The organism is Paenibacillus solanacearum (assembly GCF_910593845.1).
GTDB classification, from domain to species: domain Bacteria; phylum Bacillota; class Bacilli; order Paenibacillales; family NBRC-103111; genus Paenibacillus_G; species Paenibacillus_G solanacearum.
This window is the reverse complement of sequence record NZ_CAJVAS010000010.1, coordinates 144,565-160,511: the sequence shown is the minus strand read 5'-3', so window position 1 is coordinate 160,511 and position 15,947 is coordinate 144,565. Positions and strand designations below refer to the sequence as shown.

The following is a 15,947-nucleotide window of genomic DNA, read 5'->3' as shown; positions in this document are numbered from 1 at the left end:
TCCCGAAGAAGATGGTTTTTTTGTCGGGTGCACCGACCGCATCGTTCGAGCCGAACGATTATTTCGCTGGCGACTGGCTTTCGTCGGCTTCCCTGTCTGCATCAGGCTCTGGTTCCGGTGTGGCGGTTTCCATGACCGGATGCTTCGCGGCCCATTTGCCGTTAATGTAGGCGATGCCGAATGTGATGATGCCGAGCAGGAACAGCACGATCACTTTGTAGATCGTCTCGCTGCCGTACAGATCGAACAGCAGCGTCTTGACTGCCACGCCAACAAGGACGAAGGAGCCGAAAGCACGGTACATCGTCTGGCGGCTGTAGGCGCCCCAGAAGAACAGCAGCAGCGCATAGATTCCCCATGCGACCGATAGCGTCAAGTCCAAGTCCATGATGCCGCCCAGCTTGTAATAGTCGATCATATTTTCCGCTTGCACGGTGAGCAGCCCGCCGACGACCAGGTGGCTGAGTACCGAGAAGACGCAGGCCAGACTCCGGTTGTCGCGATCCCGAAGCTGTCCGAACTTGCCGGTCAGCGAAATATAGAAGCCAACCGCGGCGAGCAGTTCCCAAGCGAGCGCCGCCCAGTTCAGGAAAGGGATATAGACGCCGAACCATATGCCCCACGGCGTATCCCATGTCGTATAGAACCAGTAAATTCCGACGATAATCCAAACGGCCATGCCCGCTCCCCGCAGCGGTTCCCAACGCTTCCGCGCGCCGACGATCAGCAGGATGACACTTACGGCGAGCCAAAAGTATACGTTCAGCAGCGGTTTGACGGCGAGACCGTGGCCGAACTGGGTCGAGGCGATCAAGATGAGCAGAATACCGCCGCACAGCTTCGACCAAACGGGCCCGGACATCGATACGGTCATTTTCCCTACAGCGAACGCGAGCGCCACGTAGACGATCCCCATCAGCAGCAGCGGGTATGCAAACGATGCGTGGCCATCCAGTAAAATGACGGCCCATAAACCGAAGAGGACGGCGTTGACGAAACCGAGATACAGGTTCAGGCCATCGAATTTCAGGTTATTTTTCCACGAGGAAACGAAGAAGGCCAGCATGTAAAAGACATAGGCGGCCAGCGCATAGCGGAACGGCAAGCTCCAGACGCGGTCCAGCAGCGGGTCCATTTGAATAAAGTAGATCGCGTACAGCAGCCACGTTCCGATGAAGCCGAACAGCTTCAGCTCGGTCCAGGCCAGACGGATGCTGACCGTAAAGTAAGCGCAGTTCAGCACAAGCAAATAAAGAAACAAAGTAAACACTTGATCCGTCTCCGGCCGCAAAATCATCGGGGACAGCAGCCCGCCGAGCAGCGCCATATTCATGACGAGCCGCAGTCGCAGCCGGTAAGACAAGACGCTCATGCCGACGGTCAGCGCCAGCATGCAGAGGAAAACAGTCATGGAATCCCATAAGGCGAAGTAAATGCCCGAGTAGGAGAACGTGGTGTACAAAATGGCCGAGCCGAGCCCCGCCGCGATTTCACCCGCCAGCTTATGCCTGCCGAGCAGCTTCAGTCCGCCAATGACACAGCCGGCGCCGACCGAAAGGCCAAGGCCGATTTTGATCGAATCCGTGAGCCAGCCTTGATTCAGCGTGTACTTGAATAAATACGCAAACGCGCTGAGAATAAACAGAGCGCCCAATACGCTGATCCATGACCTTCGCAAAAAATCATTCATGTTCCGCGCATCCCTCTCTTAGCTCATTCTTCTTGATTTTCAGTGTAAATGGCGCGTTCGTTTCCAGTAAGTACTAACTTGCTTTAGTACCTTTACGCCGGGACCGCCTCGTTTAGACTTCGGACAGGCGCGAACGTACCGTTCATGAGCTGCATAACTTTCCAAACGGCTTCGTTCATAAGGTGGGGGGGCTTGGAAATCATAACAAGAGAAGAGCGATGAATACTTGTCAGGAGGGATTGATTCGCATGGACAAGGAATACATTCAGAAGCTGGAGCATCAGTTCGATCGTCCGTTGACCGAAGGGGAAGCTGCCGAAATATTGAATGAGGAAGTCATTCACCGCGACGACGAGGATTTGTACGACGATCCGGATGACCAATGGATTCCTGCAGCCCTTGGCCGCTGGATGCGCAACGGGCAGTAAAGGAGCTTTCGTTCGCTGCATCCGGCGGTTGCTTGTACCGGCGCTATCATTCGGGCAGGCAAACGCAATAAATGAATAATTGGGTTGACAAATGTAAAAAAACGGAATAAGATATGTGAAATCACCAAAACGATGAACCGGAGAAGTAACCGGATCGCGCTGCGCACAGAGAGCTGTCCCATGGCTGGGAGGACGGCGGCGGCCACCGGCGAAAGACCCCGGCGAGTTCCGCCTGAACGATCGCTTTGCTGCGATCCGGTAGGAGCGGACGCAATCCTGCGTTACGGGTTTAAGCTGATCGTGCTTTGTTGGCGCGATAATCAGGGTGGTACCGCGAACTCAACCTCGTCCCTATGTGGGACGGGGTTTTTCTGTTTTTTTTAGGCGCTGCGCTGGAGGGCTCCCGCGGGCATCCGGGGGATGCCGCTGCCGGGAACAACGTGAATGGTGGAGACGAATTAGGGAGGTGATGCACATGGATGATGGCGACGATGATAACGATGACGACAATAACAATTTTGCAGTAAGTCATACCCAACACAATAAAAGGAGTGTCTACTCATGGAAATTCATTCCAAACAGCCCATTCGTGTGCTTTGCGCCCATGTCTCCGAGCATGTGGAACGCCCGGTAACCGTCCAAGGATGGGTTCATAGCATACGCCATCTCGGCCAGCTGGCCTTTGTGAACGTGCGCGACCGGAGCGGGATCATCCAATGCGTCTTCGAAAGAGAGCTGACGGAAATGCCGCTCAGCCTGGAATCTGTGCTTTCGGTCTCCGGCATCGCCGCACTCGCGCCGAAAGCGCCCGGCGGGATGGAGATCCGCGCTGTCTCTGCTCACTGCATGAGCGCCGCCGCGCCGTTGCCTTTCGAAGTCAACAAAAAGACGATCGGCGCAAGGCTGGACACCGTGCTCGATCATCGGGTACTGTCGCTCCGGCATCCGCGGCTGCATGCGACTTTCCGCATCCAGTCCGCCTTGGCAGGAGCGTTTCGCGACTACTTATGCCGTCGCGGCTTCACTCAAATTTTCACACCGAAGATCGTCGCGGCGGGGACCGAGGGAGGCTCCAACTTGTTTCCCGTCGATTACTTCGGGCGGCAAGCGTATTTGGCTCAATCGCCTCAATTTTACAAGCAAATGATGGTCGGCGCCGGTTATGAGAGAGTGTTCGAAATCGCCCCGGTATACCGGGCGGAGGAACATAATACGTCCCGCCATCTGAACGAATATGTCTCACTCGACGTCGAGATGGGCTTTATCCAGTCGGAGGAAGAGCTGATGGATTTGGAGCAGGAGATGCTGCGGTATATGCTGGAGAAGGTTGCTGCCGAATGCGAAGCGGAGCTGGCTCTGCTCGGCGTCGACATCCGGCTGCCGGATGACATCCCGCGCATTCCGGTTGCGGAAGCGCAGCGCATCGTGGAGCGGAAGTATGGCAAGACATCGCCGAAGGGAGACCTCGACCCTGAAGGCGAGCGGCTCATCTGTCAGCATGTGGCGGAAAGCGGCAAGGCGGCGCTCGTATTCATCACGCGGTACCCGCGTGAAATTCGCCCGATGTACGCGATGCCGGCACCTGAGAACGGCGCGCTCACCGCTTCGTTCGACTTGATCTTCAACGGTCTTGAGATCACGACCGGAGGCCAGCGTATTCACGATTACGAGGAGCTCGTCTCCTCGATTCGCGGCCGGGGGTTGGACCCGGAGCATTTTGCCGGTTACCTTGACGTGTTTCGTTACGGGATGCCGCCGCATGGAGGGTTCGCCATCGGACTTGAGCGCCTCACCTCGCGTTTGCTCGGCCAGTCCAATGTGCGCGAAGCTTCGGCATTTCCGCGGGATCGGACGCGGCTCGCCCCGTAATCGAAAGTCGGCAGCCGAATAATTTCGCGTGTGAATTGAAACGAGATGGAGCAGGTCGCTGCGGCGCCTGCTCCATCATTTCATTTCTCATTAGGGTAGTTTAGCATCAGGCAGTGTTTTTACGTACGGTTCTTTTTCTTACGGGATACACGCCTGAGGTTTTATATCCAATCAGCGCGGGGACAATGATAACTAGAACGAAGGCGATTAAACCAAGCCATGTATTGACGGAGCCCGATACGGCCAAACAGTATATAACGAAAAAGACGTACAAAAACGAATGGAACAAAATACCGAGTCCTCCGAGCAGCATATAGAGGATTTGAACTTTGCTTTGAGAGTACGTATAGCCGTGTCTGGCGTATTTCAGACCAAAAAGACTGAAAAGTAATCCGGCTGTCACGAGTAACGTCGTAGCCAATAGGAACGTTACCTTGACATTGCTGTTTTCCGCCAATGTACAGACCATGTTTAGCGGCCATATCATCGCGAGAATGACTATGCCTGCAACAGAGGGATGCATTTTTTTCATTGATCTCCTCCTTCTTATTACCATTATAATACCATAATATGGATGGGGTGCATCTGTTTATTCGCCTTTCCATGCAGCCATAATGTGATTTTCCAACGTGTACGGCTCAGTCGATCAGCTTCAGGCCGACCGCGGCGGCCAATACCATGGCGATAAACAGAAGACGGCGCCAATCCTTCGATTCCCCATACACCAGCATGCCGAGGAGCGCGCTGCCGACGGTGCCGATGCCGGTCCATATCGCATAGGCCGTCCCCATGGAGATCGTCTTCATGGCGAACGATAACAACATGAGGCTGAACAGAAATCCGCCGATCAAAATCAAATAGGACGTGAAGCTTTTCGATTGATTTACCTTATTGATGCCGGATACGCCGATCACTTCGCAGATTCCGGCCAATATGAGAGCCAGCCAAGCCATGGTTACTGCACCTCCTTCGCCGAAGACTTGCCTGTAATGACCTTTAAGCCGATGACCCCGGTAACGAGCAGCAGGATGAGCAGCAGCTTCGCTATTTTAAACGGCTCACCGAAGACGACCATTTCCGTAATGACGGTTCCCGAAGTGCCGATGCCGGTAAATACGGCGTAGGTGGTTCCGACGGGAAGTCGTTTGGACGCCCGTATGAGCAGATCCATACTGATCAGAATGGCGATGATGGTACCCAGCCAGCTGATCGTGTTGCTAGAATGCTTCAGCCCGATCACCCAGGCGATTTCAAATAATCCGGCAATGAAAACCATGGACCAATTGCGATTCATTGTTCATTCCTCCTTGCGATGCATCGATGGATGATGTCACCCCTAATGTACCCTTACTTACCGAAAAGAAAAGCCCGGGAAAGATATCACTCTCGTGATATCCTCCCGGGCTTTTGTCCCTCCGTGTCACCGGCGGGCAAGGCCGGTGCGTTTCCCCTTGGACCAGCCGATGATGCCTCATCGCGGAACCCTAGAAAACAGAAGTATGCTCTTTTCCGTATGAATAAGGTAGCTTTATCATAGCGTAACTTGGCTAATGAATCAACTGGTAAGGCTGCGCTCGCCTTAATATGTAGCGCGGTTGATCGTCCTTGCGGCGGAGGAGGGGGAGGAAGCTTTCTTGTCCGGCTCGAGCCGGAACCGTTCCATCAGCCGGTCATACGTTGCTTCGGATACCGTCGTGCCGCCTCCGGACGGGAGGAGGTCACCCGTCTGCTCCGTTTGTGCGTGTAGCGCATCGATCGCCTCGCGCAGATCCGATACTTTCGGAACGATGAAAGGACTGATCCAATCTCCGTTCAAATGGATAAAGTCGATCGTGCTCGGCTTCAGCTTCGAGAAATTGAGCACGAAGTTTCGCAGCTGATCTGCCGGGATATCGGTTTTCACACTGCGGCCTGCAATTTCCAGCATATCTCCCCACTGGGCGATGCCGCTGAAGGAAGTCATCTTGTTCAGCAGCTCGTTCAGTACTTGCTGCTGCCTTTGATTGCGGGCGATATCGGAGGACTCCGCCGTTCCGCGATTCGATTTGCGATATCGCAAGAAATCGAGGGTCTGCTTGCCGTCCAGCGTCTGCAGCCCTTTCTTCAGGTTAATGTTCGTTCCGTCCTCGTCGTCTACATAACGCATATCCATATCGACGTCCACTTTGACGCCGTTCAGGGCGTCGACGACATCGCGAAATCCGTCGAAATCGACGACGGCCATGTAGTCGATCGGCAGGTCGAACATGCGGCTGAACAATGCTTTCGTTTTGGATATCGCCGTATCTTTATTTTGATTGTAATAATAGGCGTAATAATAATTGATTTTTTGCGAGGACAGACCAAACTCCTTCGGCTTCAGCTCCATATCCCGGGGAATGGAGAGAATCGTGGCGGAGCGGGTTTGCGGATTTAACGCGACAAGCATCAATACGTCGGCATTCATGCTCCCGCCGCTGCCTGCGCGATGATCGACACCTGTCAGCAAAAACGTCATCGGTCTCCATTCGTTGCCCGTCGGTGTTTTTCCGGAGATCGGGGTGGTGGTAATGGGCGGTGCTTCGCTCAAGTCGGCAGGTCCTGCAGACATCTGCTTCAATGCATGATTCGCCTGATAGACGAGATAGGCGCTATATCCGCCGGCTCCGGCGCATACTACGGTCAAACAGATCAAGGCGGTTTTCAGAAATTTCGACCGCTTCTTTCTGGGTTTGGGTGCGGGCATGTTAAGCCTCCTTATCGTGCCTGTCGAACACTGTCTATTATTATAACGTAAAAAGGATGGCAAAAGGTTACATGAAAATTACGTATGTAAAGTAATTATACAATTTTTTGCCTATCGAATCTTGTGTCGATACGGACAAGCGATCGACCTGCTTCGACACGATTCCCAACGTAATTGACGAACGGAAACGAGAACCGGTTCAATTTTTTTTGAACGTCGCGATCGCGCTTTTTCGAAACGGCTGCGAACTGGCAAATTCGACGCTTGGAGCCTCGATTCCCTGAATTTGACAATGGATTGGAGATCGCCGATAATGGACATGATGTGTTCTTATCATATGAAAGCTGGTTATCATTCGTAACCTTATCTTGATTCCTGTCAATCATACCTAAGCGAACCTGCGCAACTTCATGCGCGTTCGACATAATGGAAAGGGGAAGATGAACCATGTCTTATGATATTGCTATTGTAGGTGCCGGTCCGGCGGGAGCGAGCGCGGCACTGTTTGCTGCAAAGGCCGGAAAGAAAACGCTGGTCGTCGACAGCGACCAAAGCATTACGAAACGCGCTTGGGTTGAAAATCATTACGGTGTTCTGGAAATCACCGGTCCCGATCTGGTGGACATCGGCAAGAAGCAGGCTGCGAAGTTCGGCGCCGAGCTCGTTCAGGATAAAGTGACGAACGTGACCAAAGCAGGCGAAGGGTTCCAGCTGCAAACCGAAGGCGGCAACAGCTATGAGGCCAAGCATGTCATTCTTGCCACGGGATTGATGGTGGACCTGGCTGAAACGATCGGCGTGAATACGAAGCCCGGTACGGAGCCGCGGATCAAGACGGTATTGGAGACCGATGCCAGCGGCAAGACGAACGTGGCGGGGATTTGGGCGGCCGGAACGGCGGCCGGCGTATCCGTGCATACGATTATTACGGCCGGCGACGGAGCGAAAGTGGCGATCAACGTCATCAGCGAGCTGAACGGCGAGCGTTACGTGGATCACGATGTCATGAAAAAAGCGTAGCATACGAAAGGGCGGCCCTCGACTGCGAGGAACCGCCCTTCTTTATGGAATTATATCAAGATTAAATTTTCGAGCGTTCAACCAGCCGGGCCGCTTTCTCGCGAACCCAGTCAAAATGGCCGGCTCCGATTTCTTTCAAGTTCACGAGCGAACCGCCGATGCCTACGCCATAACAGCCGATTCGCATAAATTCGCCGATGTTGTCTTCATTCACGCCGCCGACCGCCATCATCGGAATATGATTGAGCGGGGCCATGACTTCTTTCAAATACCCGAGTCCGAGACTCGCGCCCGGGAATATTTTGATCGCCGTTGCGCCGGCTTTCCACGCTTTGACTACTTCCGTCGGCGTCATAGCGCCGGGGAAGATCGGTGCCCCGCGTTCTACGGCATAACGGATGACTTCTTCATCCGTATTCGGTGTCACGAGATACGATGCGCCTGCGTCCAGCGCGCGCTTTGCATCCTCGACGTCGAGCACGGTGCCGGCGCCGATGTACATGGAGTCGCCGTATTGTTGCTGCAGCCGCCCGATCATCCCGAGCGCGCCTTCCGTATTCAGCGTCACTTCCATGATCGGAATGCCGCCGTCCCGTAGAGCTTCGGCCACACCGGCAATATGTTGTTCTTCAACGCCGCGTACGATCGCGATGATTTTCACTGCTTCGATGAGCTTCAAGCCTTGTTCACGATTCATTGTGTTGTCCTCCGCCTCATTCTTAGTCGCATACGTTCATTATATCACTGGTTGCCAAGCTTCACCACGATTTATCGATGCCGGCATGCGCTGTTTGGCGAACCTGCCGATTGCTTTTTTTTACGGGCTATCTATGATAATCTGTAAGTTAGCGAAAATAGACGGGCCATTCGTCTTCAGGGAAAGACGAAGCGGCGTCCTGATCCGCATCGCAGCGCCGGAGAACGCAGGACCATTCGGTAACTGAGCCAGATGCGGGCCGATGTGTTGTCCGATACATTATAAAGCAAGGGAGACGATCTATGATGTCGACGAGCGAGAAAATCAAGCTGACTTCTTATTCCACGAAGGGCGGCTGCGGCTGCAAGATCGGTCCGGCCGATCTGCATCAAGTGATTCGCACGCTGCCTCCGGCCGAACCCAATCCGAACCTGCTTGTCGGGCTCGATACGAGCGACGATGCCGGGGTATACAAACTGACGGACGAACTGGCTTTAGTCCAGACGGTGGACTTCTTCACGCCGATTGTCGACGATCCGTATGCCTTCGGCCAGGTCGCTGCGGCCAACGCGCTCAGCGATATTTACGCGATGGGCGGCAAACCGTTAACCGTGCTCAATATCGTCGCTTTTCCGATCAAGAAACTGGATAAAAGCGTGCTGGCGGACATTCTCCGCGGAGCAGGCGATAAAGTCAAGGAAGCGGGCGCGACGCTCGTAGGCGGCCATTCCATCGACGACAATGAGCCGAAGTTCGGGCTTGCCGTCACCGGCCTCGTTCATCCGGCTAAAGCCAAGACGAATACCGGAGCCAAGCCTGGAGACAAGCTGATACTGACGAAGCCGATCGGGGTCGGCATCTTGACGACCTCGATCAAGAAGGACGCCTTGAGCGAAGAAGAGATTGCGCGGGTGACGAAGGTGATGACGACACTGAACAAAACGGCGGCCGAAATGATGGAGCCGTACGACGTGCACGGCTGCACGGACGTGACCGGCTTTGGCCTGCTCGGTCATGCCGCCGAGCTTGCCAAAGGCAGCGGCGTCGGCGTGCGTGTCGGCCAAGCTCAAGTGCCTGTGCTGCCTCGCGTTCGTGAGCTGGCGGAAGCGGGCTTCGTGCCCGGCGGCACGAAAAATAACTTCGCGCATCTGGAGGGCACCGTGTCGTTCGCGCCGTCGATCGATCAGATCGACCAGTGGATCTTATGCGATGCGGTTACGTCCGGCGGGCTGCTGATCTCCGTCGCCGCGGACAAAGCGGAGGCGCTGCTCGTCGATTTGCGCGGCGCGGGCGTAGAAGCGGCGATCATTGGCGAGACGGTCTCCGATCATCCGGGCGAGATCCGCGTGGAGCCGTCCTTGTAATCGATAGACTTGATTCGTCTGATCGCACGCCGATTGCCGCAAGCTATCGAAGCGATTGTACAGTTATTTCATAAAAGGAGCGAGCCTTTTTGTTTCAAGACATCCAAGTGCACGAACTGCTGGAGCTGCAAAACAAACGGGAGCTGGCGCTGATCGATGTCCGTTCTCCCGGAGAATACGAAGAATTTACCATCCCCGGAAGCAGTAACATACCGTTCTTTACGAACGAGGAGCGGGCGGAGATCGGGACGATCTACAAGCAGGTGAGCATCGAGGCGGCCAAGCAGCGCGGGCTTGAGATCGTCTCGGCTAAGCTTCCGGCGTTCATCCGCGAGTTTGAGTCGATCGAGCCGCGCAAGGCGGTGTTCTGCTGGCGGGGCGGCATGCGCAGCCGGACATCGGCGACGCTGCTCTCCTTGATGGGCATTCGTGTATACCGGCTTGCCGGAGGCATTCGCGCCTATCGGCAATGGGTTACCGGCTTGCTCGATTCGTTCGAGCTGAAGCCGGAAATGATCGTCATCGGCGGCAATACCGGAACGGGCAAGACGCTGATTTTGCGTAAGCTGGCCGAGCGCGGGTACCCGGTTCTGGATCTGGAGCACCTGGCCGGACATCGAGGCTCGATCTTCGGTCAAATCGGCCTGAAACCGAATAACCAGAAGACGTTCGAATCGCTGCTGGCGCACGAGCTGCTGCGTCTGAACGAAAAGCCGTACATTTTGGTCGAGGCGGAGAGCCGCCGGGTCGGCAAAGCAGTGCTGCCTGAATTTCTGGTGCGGAAGAAGGAGCAGGGCAAGCCGATCATGGTCGACATGCCCTTAGTCGAACGGGTACGGCACATTACGGACGATTATCATCCGCACGAACACAAGGACGAGTGCTTAGCAGCATTCGAACATATACGCAGGCGTATTCATACGCCGATATCGGCGGCGATTGAGCGTCATCTGCTGCTCAATCAATTCGAGGAAGCGATCGCGCTGCTGCTGGAATATTACTACGATCCACGGTACGAGCATTCCGAGAGCCGGTATGCCCACGAACCGGCCCGTGTGCAGGCCGACACGCTGGACGATGCCGTCGAACAAATCATAGCCATGCTGCCCTAAGTCTCGGCTTTCACAGCGAGGCTTTTTTCTTTTTCACGCCGTTTCGAAAAAAAATGGCCGTTTCCTGTGTCAAGACAAGGCATGCCGTCTTATACTGTATTATCTCAAATGGGCATTCGTCCAGAAGCAAGCTGAAGGGACGGAGGTGGATGCATGTGTGGTGGCAGTACGGTGTAGCGCTGTGTATGGCAGCCTTCTTGATCGTGACGGTGTACGGGATCCGGCTGCTTCGCCGGGCAGATGCCGCTTTGCAGCAGGCGGAAGCGGCGCTCCAAGCGGTTCAGCGGCAGGTAACGCATACGGCCGGTGAATCGGAGCGGCTGTTCCGGGCTTCTACCGCTTTGGTAGAAGAGGTGCAGGTCAAGCTGGCTGCCGCAGACGCCTGGTTCAAGGCGGCGAACGAGACTGGGGAAGCGATGAATCGCGTTTCCCGCTCCGTCAAGGTCATGTCGCAAACGGTGGAACATTCGGTTCTTGAAGCGCGGAGAGCCGTACATAACAACCAGGATACCGTGAACGACCTGATGGAACTGACGACCGCCGGCATTCATCTCTGGCATCGCCTGCAAGCTTACAAGCGATCCAAATCGAAGGAGTGAAGAGGAATGGCACAGCATAAAGGCAAAGATTTGTTGGTAGGCGCGGTGGTTGGCACCGTATTGGGAGCGGTATCCGCCTTGTTGTTCGCCCCCAAATCGGGACGCGAGCTGCGCGCCGATATTGCGGAAGGATGCCAGCAAGTGAGCGAGAAAACGCAGCAGTTCGCCGGAGAAGTGGCGCAAAAATCGAAGCAGCTGGCTTCGAACGTTGTAGAAACGACGTCCGATTGGGCCGGTAAGGCGAAAGACGCTGCCGTGCAAGCGGGCCAAGGGGTCAAAGCGTTTGCGCGAAGCAAAGGAACCGGCGACGAGGTGGCGGCTGCCGAAGCTTCCGTGGCAGCGACGGCCGTCGATCGCGAAGAGCAATAATAAGCGAAACACCCCTGTTTGCTTTATGTGCAAACGGGGGTGCTTTTTTTACCACTTGGACGGATCGATTTTGCTCGGATCGAGTCCTTCCCATATGTTCTTGATCGGAGCGGTCTCAGGCTCGTCGAACACGAGCCAGGCGGTAGGGAGGTAACGCTCTCCGTACTCGCTTGCCGGTTTGTTGACGATTTTGTTGTCCTTGACCAGCACAGTCGAGGAGCCACCGTCGAGATTCGCCGCCGTCACTGCGCCGTGCTCGAGAAATATTTTTTGAATGTCGAACAGCGTAGCCCCGATGCTGTGTCCCGGCTGACGGCCGTCGATAATGGCGAACATGATCGTGCCGTCTTCTTTTTGCGCCATGCACGTACGGGGAGCGATGCCCCAGCCGTCCGCCTGGTTTTTAATCTGGCCGACGCCGTTGACGATGAACTTGGGAGCGAACGTCACCGCTTCCTGCACGCCCATCTTGATCAGCTCGTTCGGCGTATACTTTCCTGCCACCATGCGGCCTTCTTTATCGATGCCGACGATATGATTCGACGTATTCATTCCGCCGTCATTATAAAATATTTTGCCGCCCGACATGACCAGCCCTGTCGGCTGGAAGCCGTTGCCCATCCATTCGGGATCGACGAAGCCGCCGGCGTTCACGCCTGCGACGGCCCCAAGGCGGGATACCATGGAGGAGACCTTCTCCCCTTTGCCTGCTTTGCCGGGAACGGCAATCCGCAGCTTCTTCGGATCATTGACGATCAGCAGATGCCCCTTGAAGTTCGTTCCCTGGATCGGCTCGATTTCGACAATCGGCTTCTTCACTTCTTCCACGACAGGAACGACAGGTTCGGGGGCGATATGGACAAGCTGCTTATCCTCAACCTCCGAGTACTTGTCAAATTGCGCCCAATAACGGTTGACGCGCTTGTCCAATTCCTCGCTGCCGATCAAATACTTGGCCCAATGGCGGTGCTGCGTCGTGATCAGCGTGTCGGCCATTAGCAAACGGACGTTTGTGCCGGATTCGGTGAGAAAAAACCAGACGCTGCCGATTATGCCGAAGAAGAATACGAAGAATACCGTATAAAAGAAAAGAGTGATCAGCGGGGGAGAGGCTTTGCGCTTCATGCGTTTGTTCTTTTTGTTTCCGAGTGCTTTCGCGCTTTGCGTACGCGCGCTGTCGGATAAAGGTACGGACATAAGCAGTTCCTTTCTGATACGAGGTAATGGACAGAGTGCCGCTTATCTTTAATAACGAAAAAAAAAGAAAAAAGTTGCATAAATCTGCCGCTTTTTTCTAATTCACGTATAAATGCTTGTTTTCTTTAATTAAAAGCTCAAAATCGGGGGCAGGCATCGGTTTGCTGAAGACGTAGCCCTGAATCTCATCGCAGCCTTGCGTAATGAGGAAATCGAGCTGCTCCTTCGTTTCGACGCCTTCGGCCAGCGATTTGATCTTGAGCCGGTGCGACATGGCGATCAGTGCAGTGACGATGGCCGCGTTGTCTTCGTCGGACGTGATGTCCCGGATGAACGACTGATCGATCTTCAGCGTATGGACGCGGAACCGTTTCAAATAGCTTAGCGAAGAATAACCGGTCCCGAAATCGTCGATAGAAATGCGCACGCCGAGCGCTCTAAGCCTTTGCATCGTTTCGGTAATGTAAGGAAGGTTGTTCATCGCGATGTTTTCCGTTATTTCCAGGCACAGCTGATCCGGAGCAAGGCCGGACTCTTCCAGCGCCTCCGTGACGATCTGCACGAAGTTTTGCTGATGAAATTGAATGGCCGAGATGTTGACGGAGACAATTAACGGCGAATAGCCCATCTGGAGCCATGCTTTGTTTTGCAGGCATGATTGCTTCAGCACCCAGTTGCCGATCGGCACGATCAACCCGGTCTCTTCCGCGAGCGGGATAAATTCGGCGGGGGACACGAGCCCCCATTCGGGATGGCGCCACCGCACCAGCGACTCCATACCGAACACGGCGCCGTTGCTCAGATCGACAAGCGGCTGGTAATATACGTCAAATTCGCCCCGTTTAAGCGCCTTGCGCAGGTGGATTTCCAGATTGAGCCGCTGCATCGACCGCTTGTTCATGTCCGGCTTGTAATAGTGGTACGCGTTCCCGCCCTTTTCTTTCGAACGGTACATGGCGATGTCCGCATTTTTCAGCAGCGTCTCCGCTTCCTGTCCGTCATGCGGATACATGCTAATGCCGATGCTCGCGGTGACAAATAACTCATGACCCTCGATAACGAACGGTTCCTTGAACAAATCCGGAATCCCTGCGGCAAACTGGGACGCTTCATCGATATGTGTCAGATTCGTCAATAGTATGATAAACTCGTCTCCGCCGAAACGGGCGACGATGTCCTTTTCCGCAACGTAGACTTGCAGCTTGCGCGCGAGCAGTTGAAGCAGCTGATCGCCGACGTGATGCCCGAGCGTGTCGTTAATGACCTTGAACCGGTCCAGATCAAAAAATACGATGGCCATCATGCTGCCGTTGCGCTGCGACTCTTCAAATTGCGCCTTCAGCTTGTTGTCGAACATGAGTCGGTTCGGTAAATTGGTGAGCAAGTCGTGATAAGCCATATGCACGATTTTTTCTTCAGCTCGCTTGCGTTCGTTCACCGCGCGAATGGTGGCGTACGAACGAAGCAAATGGTAGTCGCTCGTTGCGCTAATGATTTTAGCGAACAGCTCTTCGTGCAGTTCGGGGTTATGTTCGGTGGAAGAATAATCGCCGGTCTTGATGAGCTGAACGGCGTTCTCGATGTGCTCCTTATGTATACGGGCGGCGGAAGCCGTTTTGGCATGCGGTCGGTAATCCGATGTAAGGTAAACGGTCCCTTTCTTCGAATCGTACGATTGCACATGATTCATGTTGACGATATTCGTATTATCAAGCAGGCGAAACCCGTCCTCGAACAACCATTCTTCCAAGCTGTCGAATGAAAAGTCAAGGTAAAATTGCTCGTCTTTGGTGTGGATGATCACTTCGCGCTCGCGAATCCGGTTGATTTTGACGACGTCGCCGGCATCAATGACCAGAAGCTCGGACCCTCTTTTGCCATCCCGAGTCACGGGGATTTTCTGCATAAATTCAGCTCCAGAAGATAAAGATTAGGCTGCCGAACGAAGACCCGGCAGCCGTCATTGTGATTATGTATTATTTTTTCAGCAGTTCTTGAGGAGTTTCGGGACGGTGTACAATAACGCAGTTTGTTCCTAGCATCAAAGCAGCAAAAGCCATAAGGAAAGTATTTGCTATAATAGCTACACGTGTTCTCAATTACTTTGTCCCCACCTTTCAATGTAGTCTTTTATGGAGTAAGCTAGAGAGGTAGTTAGAACCGATTGCGAGAAAAAAACAGTTGCTAATACGGAAGACTGAAAATAAAAATTACTGCTGACAATACACAATGCGATTAGCTTAAGTAATGGGTAATATTTGGGTTTTATTCTACTTACACCTTTAATCCCGTTTGGAGCTGTTTTGCAAAGAATAATAAATGCAATGCAATTTATTATGAATCCCAGATTAAAATAAAGAAAACTTGAATGAGCGACTAAAGTAATTAGACAAGTAGAAAATAAGCAGCAGGAAAATGAGGAAGAGAGGTGCAGCCCCCCACTGAAGTAACGTAAAACTAAAAAACCGACAATTGATAACATCGCATATATGAATCTATCTGTAAGTGTGCAAATAATAAGAGATACAATAATCGCAGATGAAGTATTTATTAATAACGTCAAAGCGTACTTTAATGCGATTTCAGAACCTGCATTTTTGTTATGTTTTCTTATGGACTGCGCTATGTAAGTGGCTGAACGATCAATATAATTCATTTTCTTTTCTCCAGTCTTTCACGTCGTTCCTTCCATAATTTTTGGTTATGCTTGTAAGATAAATAGATACAGAGCAAGAAAACTACGGTGGAAATAACCGGGATTAGAACGTGGACGAGGCTTCTTTCAAAAGAATACAGTTCAAATTGTAGTAATAATACTGCGATGACCAATATGGCTGAAAGGTAAAAGTTGTAGCCTCTAATTGCGTCTCTCATTGT

At 53.4% G+C, this 15,947-nt stretch carries 16 protein-coding genes, 1 riboswitch and 1 other annotated feature; of the genes, 7 read left to right on the top strand and 9 right to left on the bottom strand.

The genetic code is table 11. The features are described from left to right. Positions 1 to 58: 58 nt before the first annotated feature. On the bottom strand, positions 59 to 1,690 hold the full coding sequence (locus KXG62_RS13720) for a DUF2339 domain-containing protein (RefSeq protein WP_218092538.1): 1,632 nt from the start codon (positions 1,688 to 1,690) through the stop codon (positions 59 to 61). A 248-nt stretch (positions 1,691 to 1,938) separates the two neighbouring features. Here KXG62_RS13720 and KXG62_RS13715 point away from each other — a divergent pair, with 248 nt between their 5' ends. Both KXG62_RS13715 and aspS read left to right on the top strand, forming a co-directional pair. Beyond that, positions 1,939 to 2,118, top strand: coding sequence for a hypothetical protein (locus KXG62_RS13715; RefSeq protein WP_218092537.1), 180 nt, complete (start codon positions 1,939 to 1,941; stop codon positions 2,116 to 2,118). Between the two features lie 123 nt (positions 2,119 to 2,241). After that, positions 2,242 to 2,474, top strand: a binding site (T-box leader). Positions 2,475 to 2,679: 205 nt separating this feature from the next. After that, positions 2,680 to 3,987 (top strand): aspartate--tRNA(Asn) ligase, encoded by a 1,308-nt coding sequence (gene aspS / locus KXG62_RS13710; RefSeq protein WP_218092536.1) that lies wholly within the window; start codon positions 2,680 to 2,682, stop codon positions 3,985 to 3,987. A gap of 106 nt (positions 3,988 to 4,093) precedes the next feature. Here the strand turns inward: aspS and KXG62_RS13705 are convergent, their stop codons facing one another. The 4 genes from KXG62_RS13705 to KXG62_RS13690 all read right to left on the bottom strand — a co-directional run bounded on the left by KXG62_RS13705 (position 4,094) and on the right by KXG62_RS13690 (position 6,712). Then, positions 4,094 to 4,519, bottom strand: a complete 426-nt coding sequence (locus KXG62_RS13705) for a hypothetical protein (RefSeq protein ID WP_218092535.1) — start codon at positions 4,517 to 4,519, stop codon at positions 4,094 to 4,096. 106 nt (positions 4,520 to 4,625) lie between these two features. Continuing rightward, positions 4,626 to 4,940, bottom strand: a complete 315-nt coding sequence (locus KXG62_RS13700) for a DMT family transporter (RefSeq protein ID WP_218092534.1) — start codon at positions 4,938 to 4,940, stop codon at positions 4,626 to 4,628. Positions 4,941 to 4,942: 2 nt separating this feature from the next. Then, positions 4,943 to 5,281, bottom strand: a complete 339-nt coding sequence (locus tag KXG62_RS13695) for a DMT family transporter (protein WP_218092533.1) — start codon at positions 5,279 to 5,281, stop codon at positions 4,943 to 4,945. Between the two features lie 100 nt (positions 5,282 to 5,381). Further along, positions 5,382 to 5,486, bottom strand: a riboswitch (guanidine-I (ykkC/yxkD leader). Between the two features lie 80 nt (positions 5,487 to 5,566). Continuing rightward, the gene (locus tag KXG62_RS13690) at positions 5,567 to 6,712 is read right to left on the bottom strand and encodes an LCP family protein (protein WP_218092532.1); all 1,146 of its coding nucleotides are present in this window, start codon (positions 6,710 to 6,712) and stop codon (positions 5,567 to 5,569) included. Between the two features lie 447 nt (positions 6,713 to 7,159). Here KXG62_RS13690 and KXG62_RS13685 point away from each other — a divergent pair, with 447 nt between their 5' ends. Beyond that, the gene (locus KXG62_RS13685; protein ID WP_218092531.1) at positions 7,160 to 7,732 is read left to right on the top strand and encodes an FAD-dependent oxidoreductase; all 573 of its coding nucleotides are present in this window, start codon (positions 7,160 to 7,162) and stop codon (positions 7,730 to 7,732) included. A gap of 61 nt (positions 7,733 to 7,793) precedes the next feature. On the opposite strand, the gene KXG62_RS13680 is transcribed toward KXG62_RS13685, so the two are convergent. Next, positions 7,794 to 8,429, bottom strand: a complete 636-nt coding sequence (locus tag KXG62_RS13680; RefSeq protein ID WP_218092530.1) for a bifunctional 4-hydroxy-2-oxoglutarate aldolase/2-dehydro-3-deoxy-phosphogluconate aldolase — start codon at positions 8,427 to 8,429, stop codon at positions 7,794 to 7,796. Between the two features lie 305 nt (positions 8,430 to 8,734). Between KXG62_RS13680 and selD the strand changes: the two genes are divergently transcribed. The 4 genes from selD to KXG62_RS13660 all read left to right on the top strand — a co-directional run bounded on the left by selD (position 8,735) and on the right by KXG62_RS13660 (position 11,873). Continuing rightward, positions 8,735 to 9,793 (top strand): selenide, water dikinase SelD, encoded by a 1,059-nt coding sequence (gene selD, locus KXG62_RS13675; RefSeq protein ID WP_218092600.1) that lies wholly within the window; start codon positions 8,735 to 8,737, stop codon positions 9,791 to 9,793. An 89-nt stretch (positions 9,794 to 9,882) separates the two neighbouring features. Next, on the top strand, positions 9,883 to 10,905 hold the full coding sequence (mnmH, locus tag KXG62_RS13670; RefSeq protein WP_218092529.1) for a tRNA 2-selenouridine(34) synthase MnmH: 1,023 nt from the start codon (positions 9,883 to 9,885) through the stop codon (positions 10,903 to 10,905). Positions 10,906 to 11,060: 155 nt separating this feature from the next. Then, positions 11,061 to 11,504: a DUF948 domain-containing protein gene (locus KXG62_RS13665; RefSeq protein ID WP_218092528.1), complete on the top strand. Its 444-nt coding sequence runs from the start codon at positions 11,061 to 11,063 to the stop codon at positions 11,502 to 11,504. 6 nt (positions 11,505 to 11,510) lie between these two features. After that, positions 11,511 to 11,873 (top strand): YtxH domain-containing protein, encoded by a 363-nt coding sequence (locus KXG62_RS13660; protein ID WP_218092527.1) that lies wholly within the window; start codon positions 11,511 to 11,513, stop codon positions 11,871 to 11,873. Positions 11,874 to 11,921: 48 nt separating this feature from the next. Here KXG62_RS13660 and KXG62_RS13655 read toward each other — a convergent pair whose 3' ends face one another. The 3 genes from KXG62_RS13655 to KXG62_RS13645 all read right to left on the bottom strand — a co-directional run bounded on the left by KXG62_RS13655 (position 11,922) and on the right by KXG62_RS13645 (position 15,726). After that, entirely contained in the window at positions 11,922 to 13,070 is a 1,149-nt protein-coding gene (locus KXG62_RS13655) for a phosphodiester glycosidase family protein (protein ID WP_218092526.1), read from the bottom strand. Between the two features lie 97 nt (positions 13,071 to 13,167). After that, positions 13,168 to 14,976 (bottom strand): putative bifunctional diguanylate cyclase/phosphodiesterase, encoded by a 1,809-nt coding sequence (locus KXG62_RS13650; RefSeq protein WP_218092525.1) that lies wholly within the window; start codon positions 14,974 to 14,976, stop codon positions 13,168 to 13,170. Between the two features lie 189 nt (positions 14,977 to 15,165). Next, positions 15,166 to 15,726 (bottom strand): accessory gene regulator B family protein, encoded by a 561-nt coding sequence (locus tag KXG62_RS13645; RefSeq protein WP_218092524.1) that lies wholly within the window; start codon positions 15,724 to 15,726, stop codon positions 15,166 to 15,168. Positions 15,727 to 15,947: the final 221 nt, after the last annotated feature.

What these genes read in the sequence shown, in the direction of transcription:
- KXG62_RS13645 (WP_218092524.1), bottom strand. Translation starts at nt 15,726, where the DNA reads ATGAATTATATTGATCGTTCAGCCACTTACATAGCGCAGTCCATAAGA.
- selD (WP_218092600.1), top strand. Translation starts at nt 8,735, where the DNA reads ATGTCGACGAGCGAGAAAATCAAGCTGACTTCTTATTCCACGAAGGGC.
- KXG62_RS13680 (WP_218092530.1), bottom strand. Translation starts at nt 8,429, where the DNA reads ATGAATCGTGAACAAGGCTTGAAGCTCATCGAAGCAGTGAAAATCATC.
- KXG62_RS13715 (WP_218092537.1), top strand. Translation starts at nt 1,939, where the DNA reads ATGGACAAGGAATACATTCAGAAGCTGGAGCATCAGTTCGATCGTCCG.
- KXG62_RS13690 (WP_218092532.1), bottom strand. Translation starts at nt 6,712, where the DNA reads ATGCCCGCACCCAAACCCAGAAAGAAGCGGTCGAAATTTCTGAAAACC.
- KXG62_RS13705 (WP_218092535.1), bottom strand. Translation starts at nt 4,519, where the DNA reads ATGAAAAAAATGCATCCCTCTGTTGCAGGCATAGTCATTCTCGCGATG.
- KXG62_RS13685 (WP_218092531.1), top strand. Translation starts at nt 7,160, where the DNA reads ATGTCTTATGATATTGCTATTGTAGGTGCCGGTCCGGCGGGAGCGAGC.
- aspS (WP_218092536.1), top strand. Translation starts at nt 2,680, where the DNA reads ATGGAAATTCATTCCAAACAGCCCATTCGTGTGCTTTGCGCCCATGTC.
- KXG62_RS13650 (WP_218092525.1), bottom strand. Translation starts at nt 14,976, where the DNA reads ATGCAGAAAATCCCCGTGACTCGGGATGGCAAAAGAGGGTCCGAGCTT.
- KXG62_RS13655 (WP_218092526.1), bottom strand. Translation starts at nt 13,070, where the DNA reads ATGTCCGTACCTTTATCCGACAGCGCGCGTACGCAAAGCGCGAAAGCA.
- KXG62_RS13720 (WP_218092538.1), bottom strand. Translation starts at nt 1,690, where the DNA reads ATGAATGATTTTTTGCGAAGGTCATGGATCAGCGTATTGGGCGCTCTG.
- KXG62_RS13695 (WP_218092533.1), bottom strand. Translation starts at nt 5,281, where the DNA reads ATGAATCGCAATTGGTCCATGGTTTTCATTGCCGGATTATTTGAAATC.
- KXG62_RS13700 (WP_218092534.1), bottom strand. Translation starts at nt 4,940, where the DNA reads ATGGCTTGGCTGGCTCTCATATTGGCCGGAATCTGCGAAGTGATCGGC.
- KXG62_RS13660 (WP_218092527.1), top strand. Translation starts at nt 11,511, where the DNA reads ATGGCACAGCATAAAGGCAAAGATTTGTTGGTAGGCGCGGTGGTTGGC.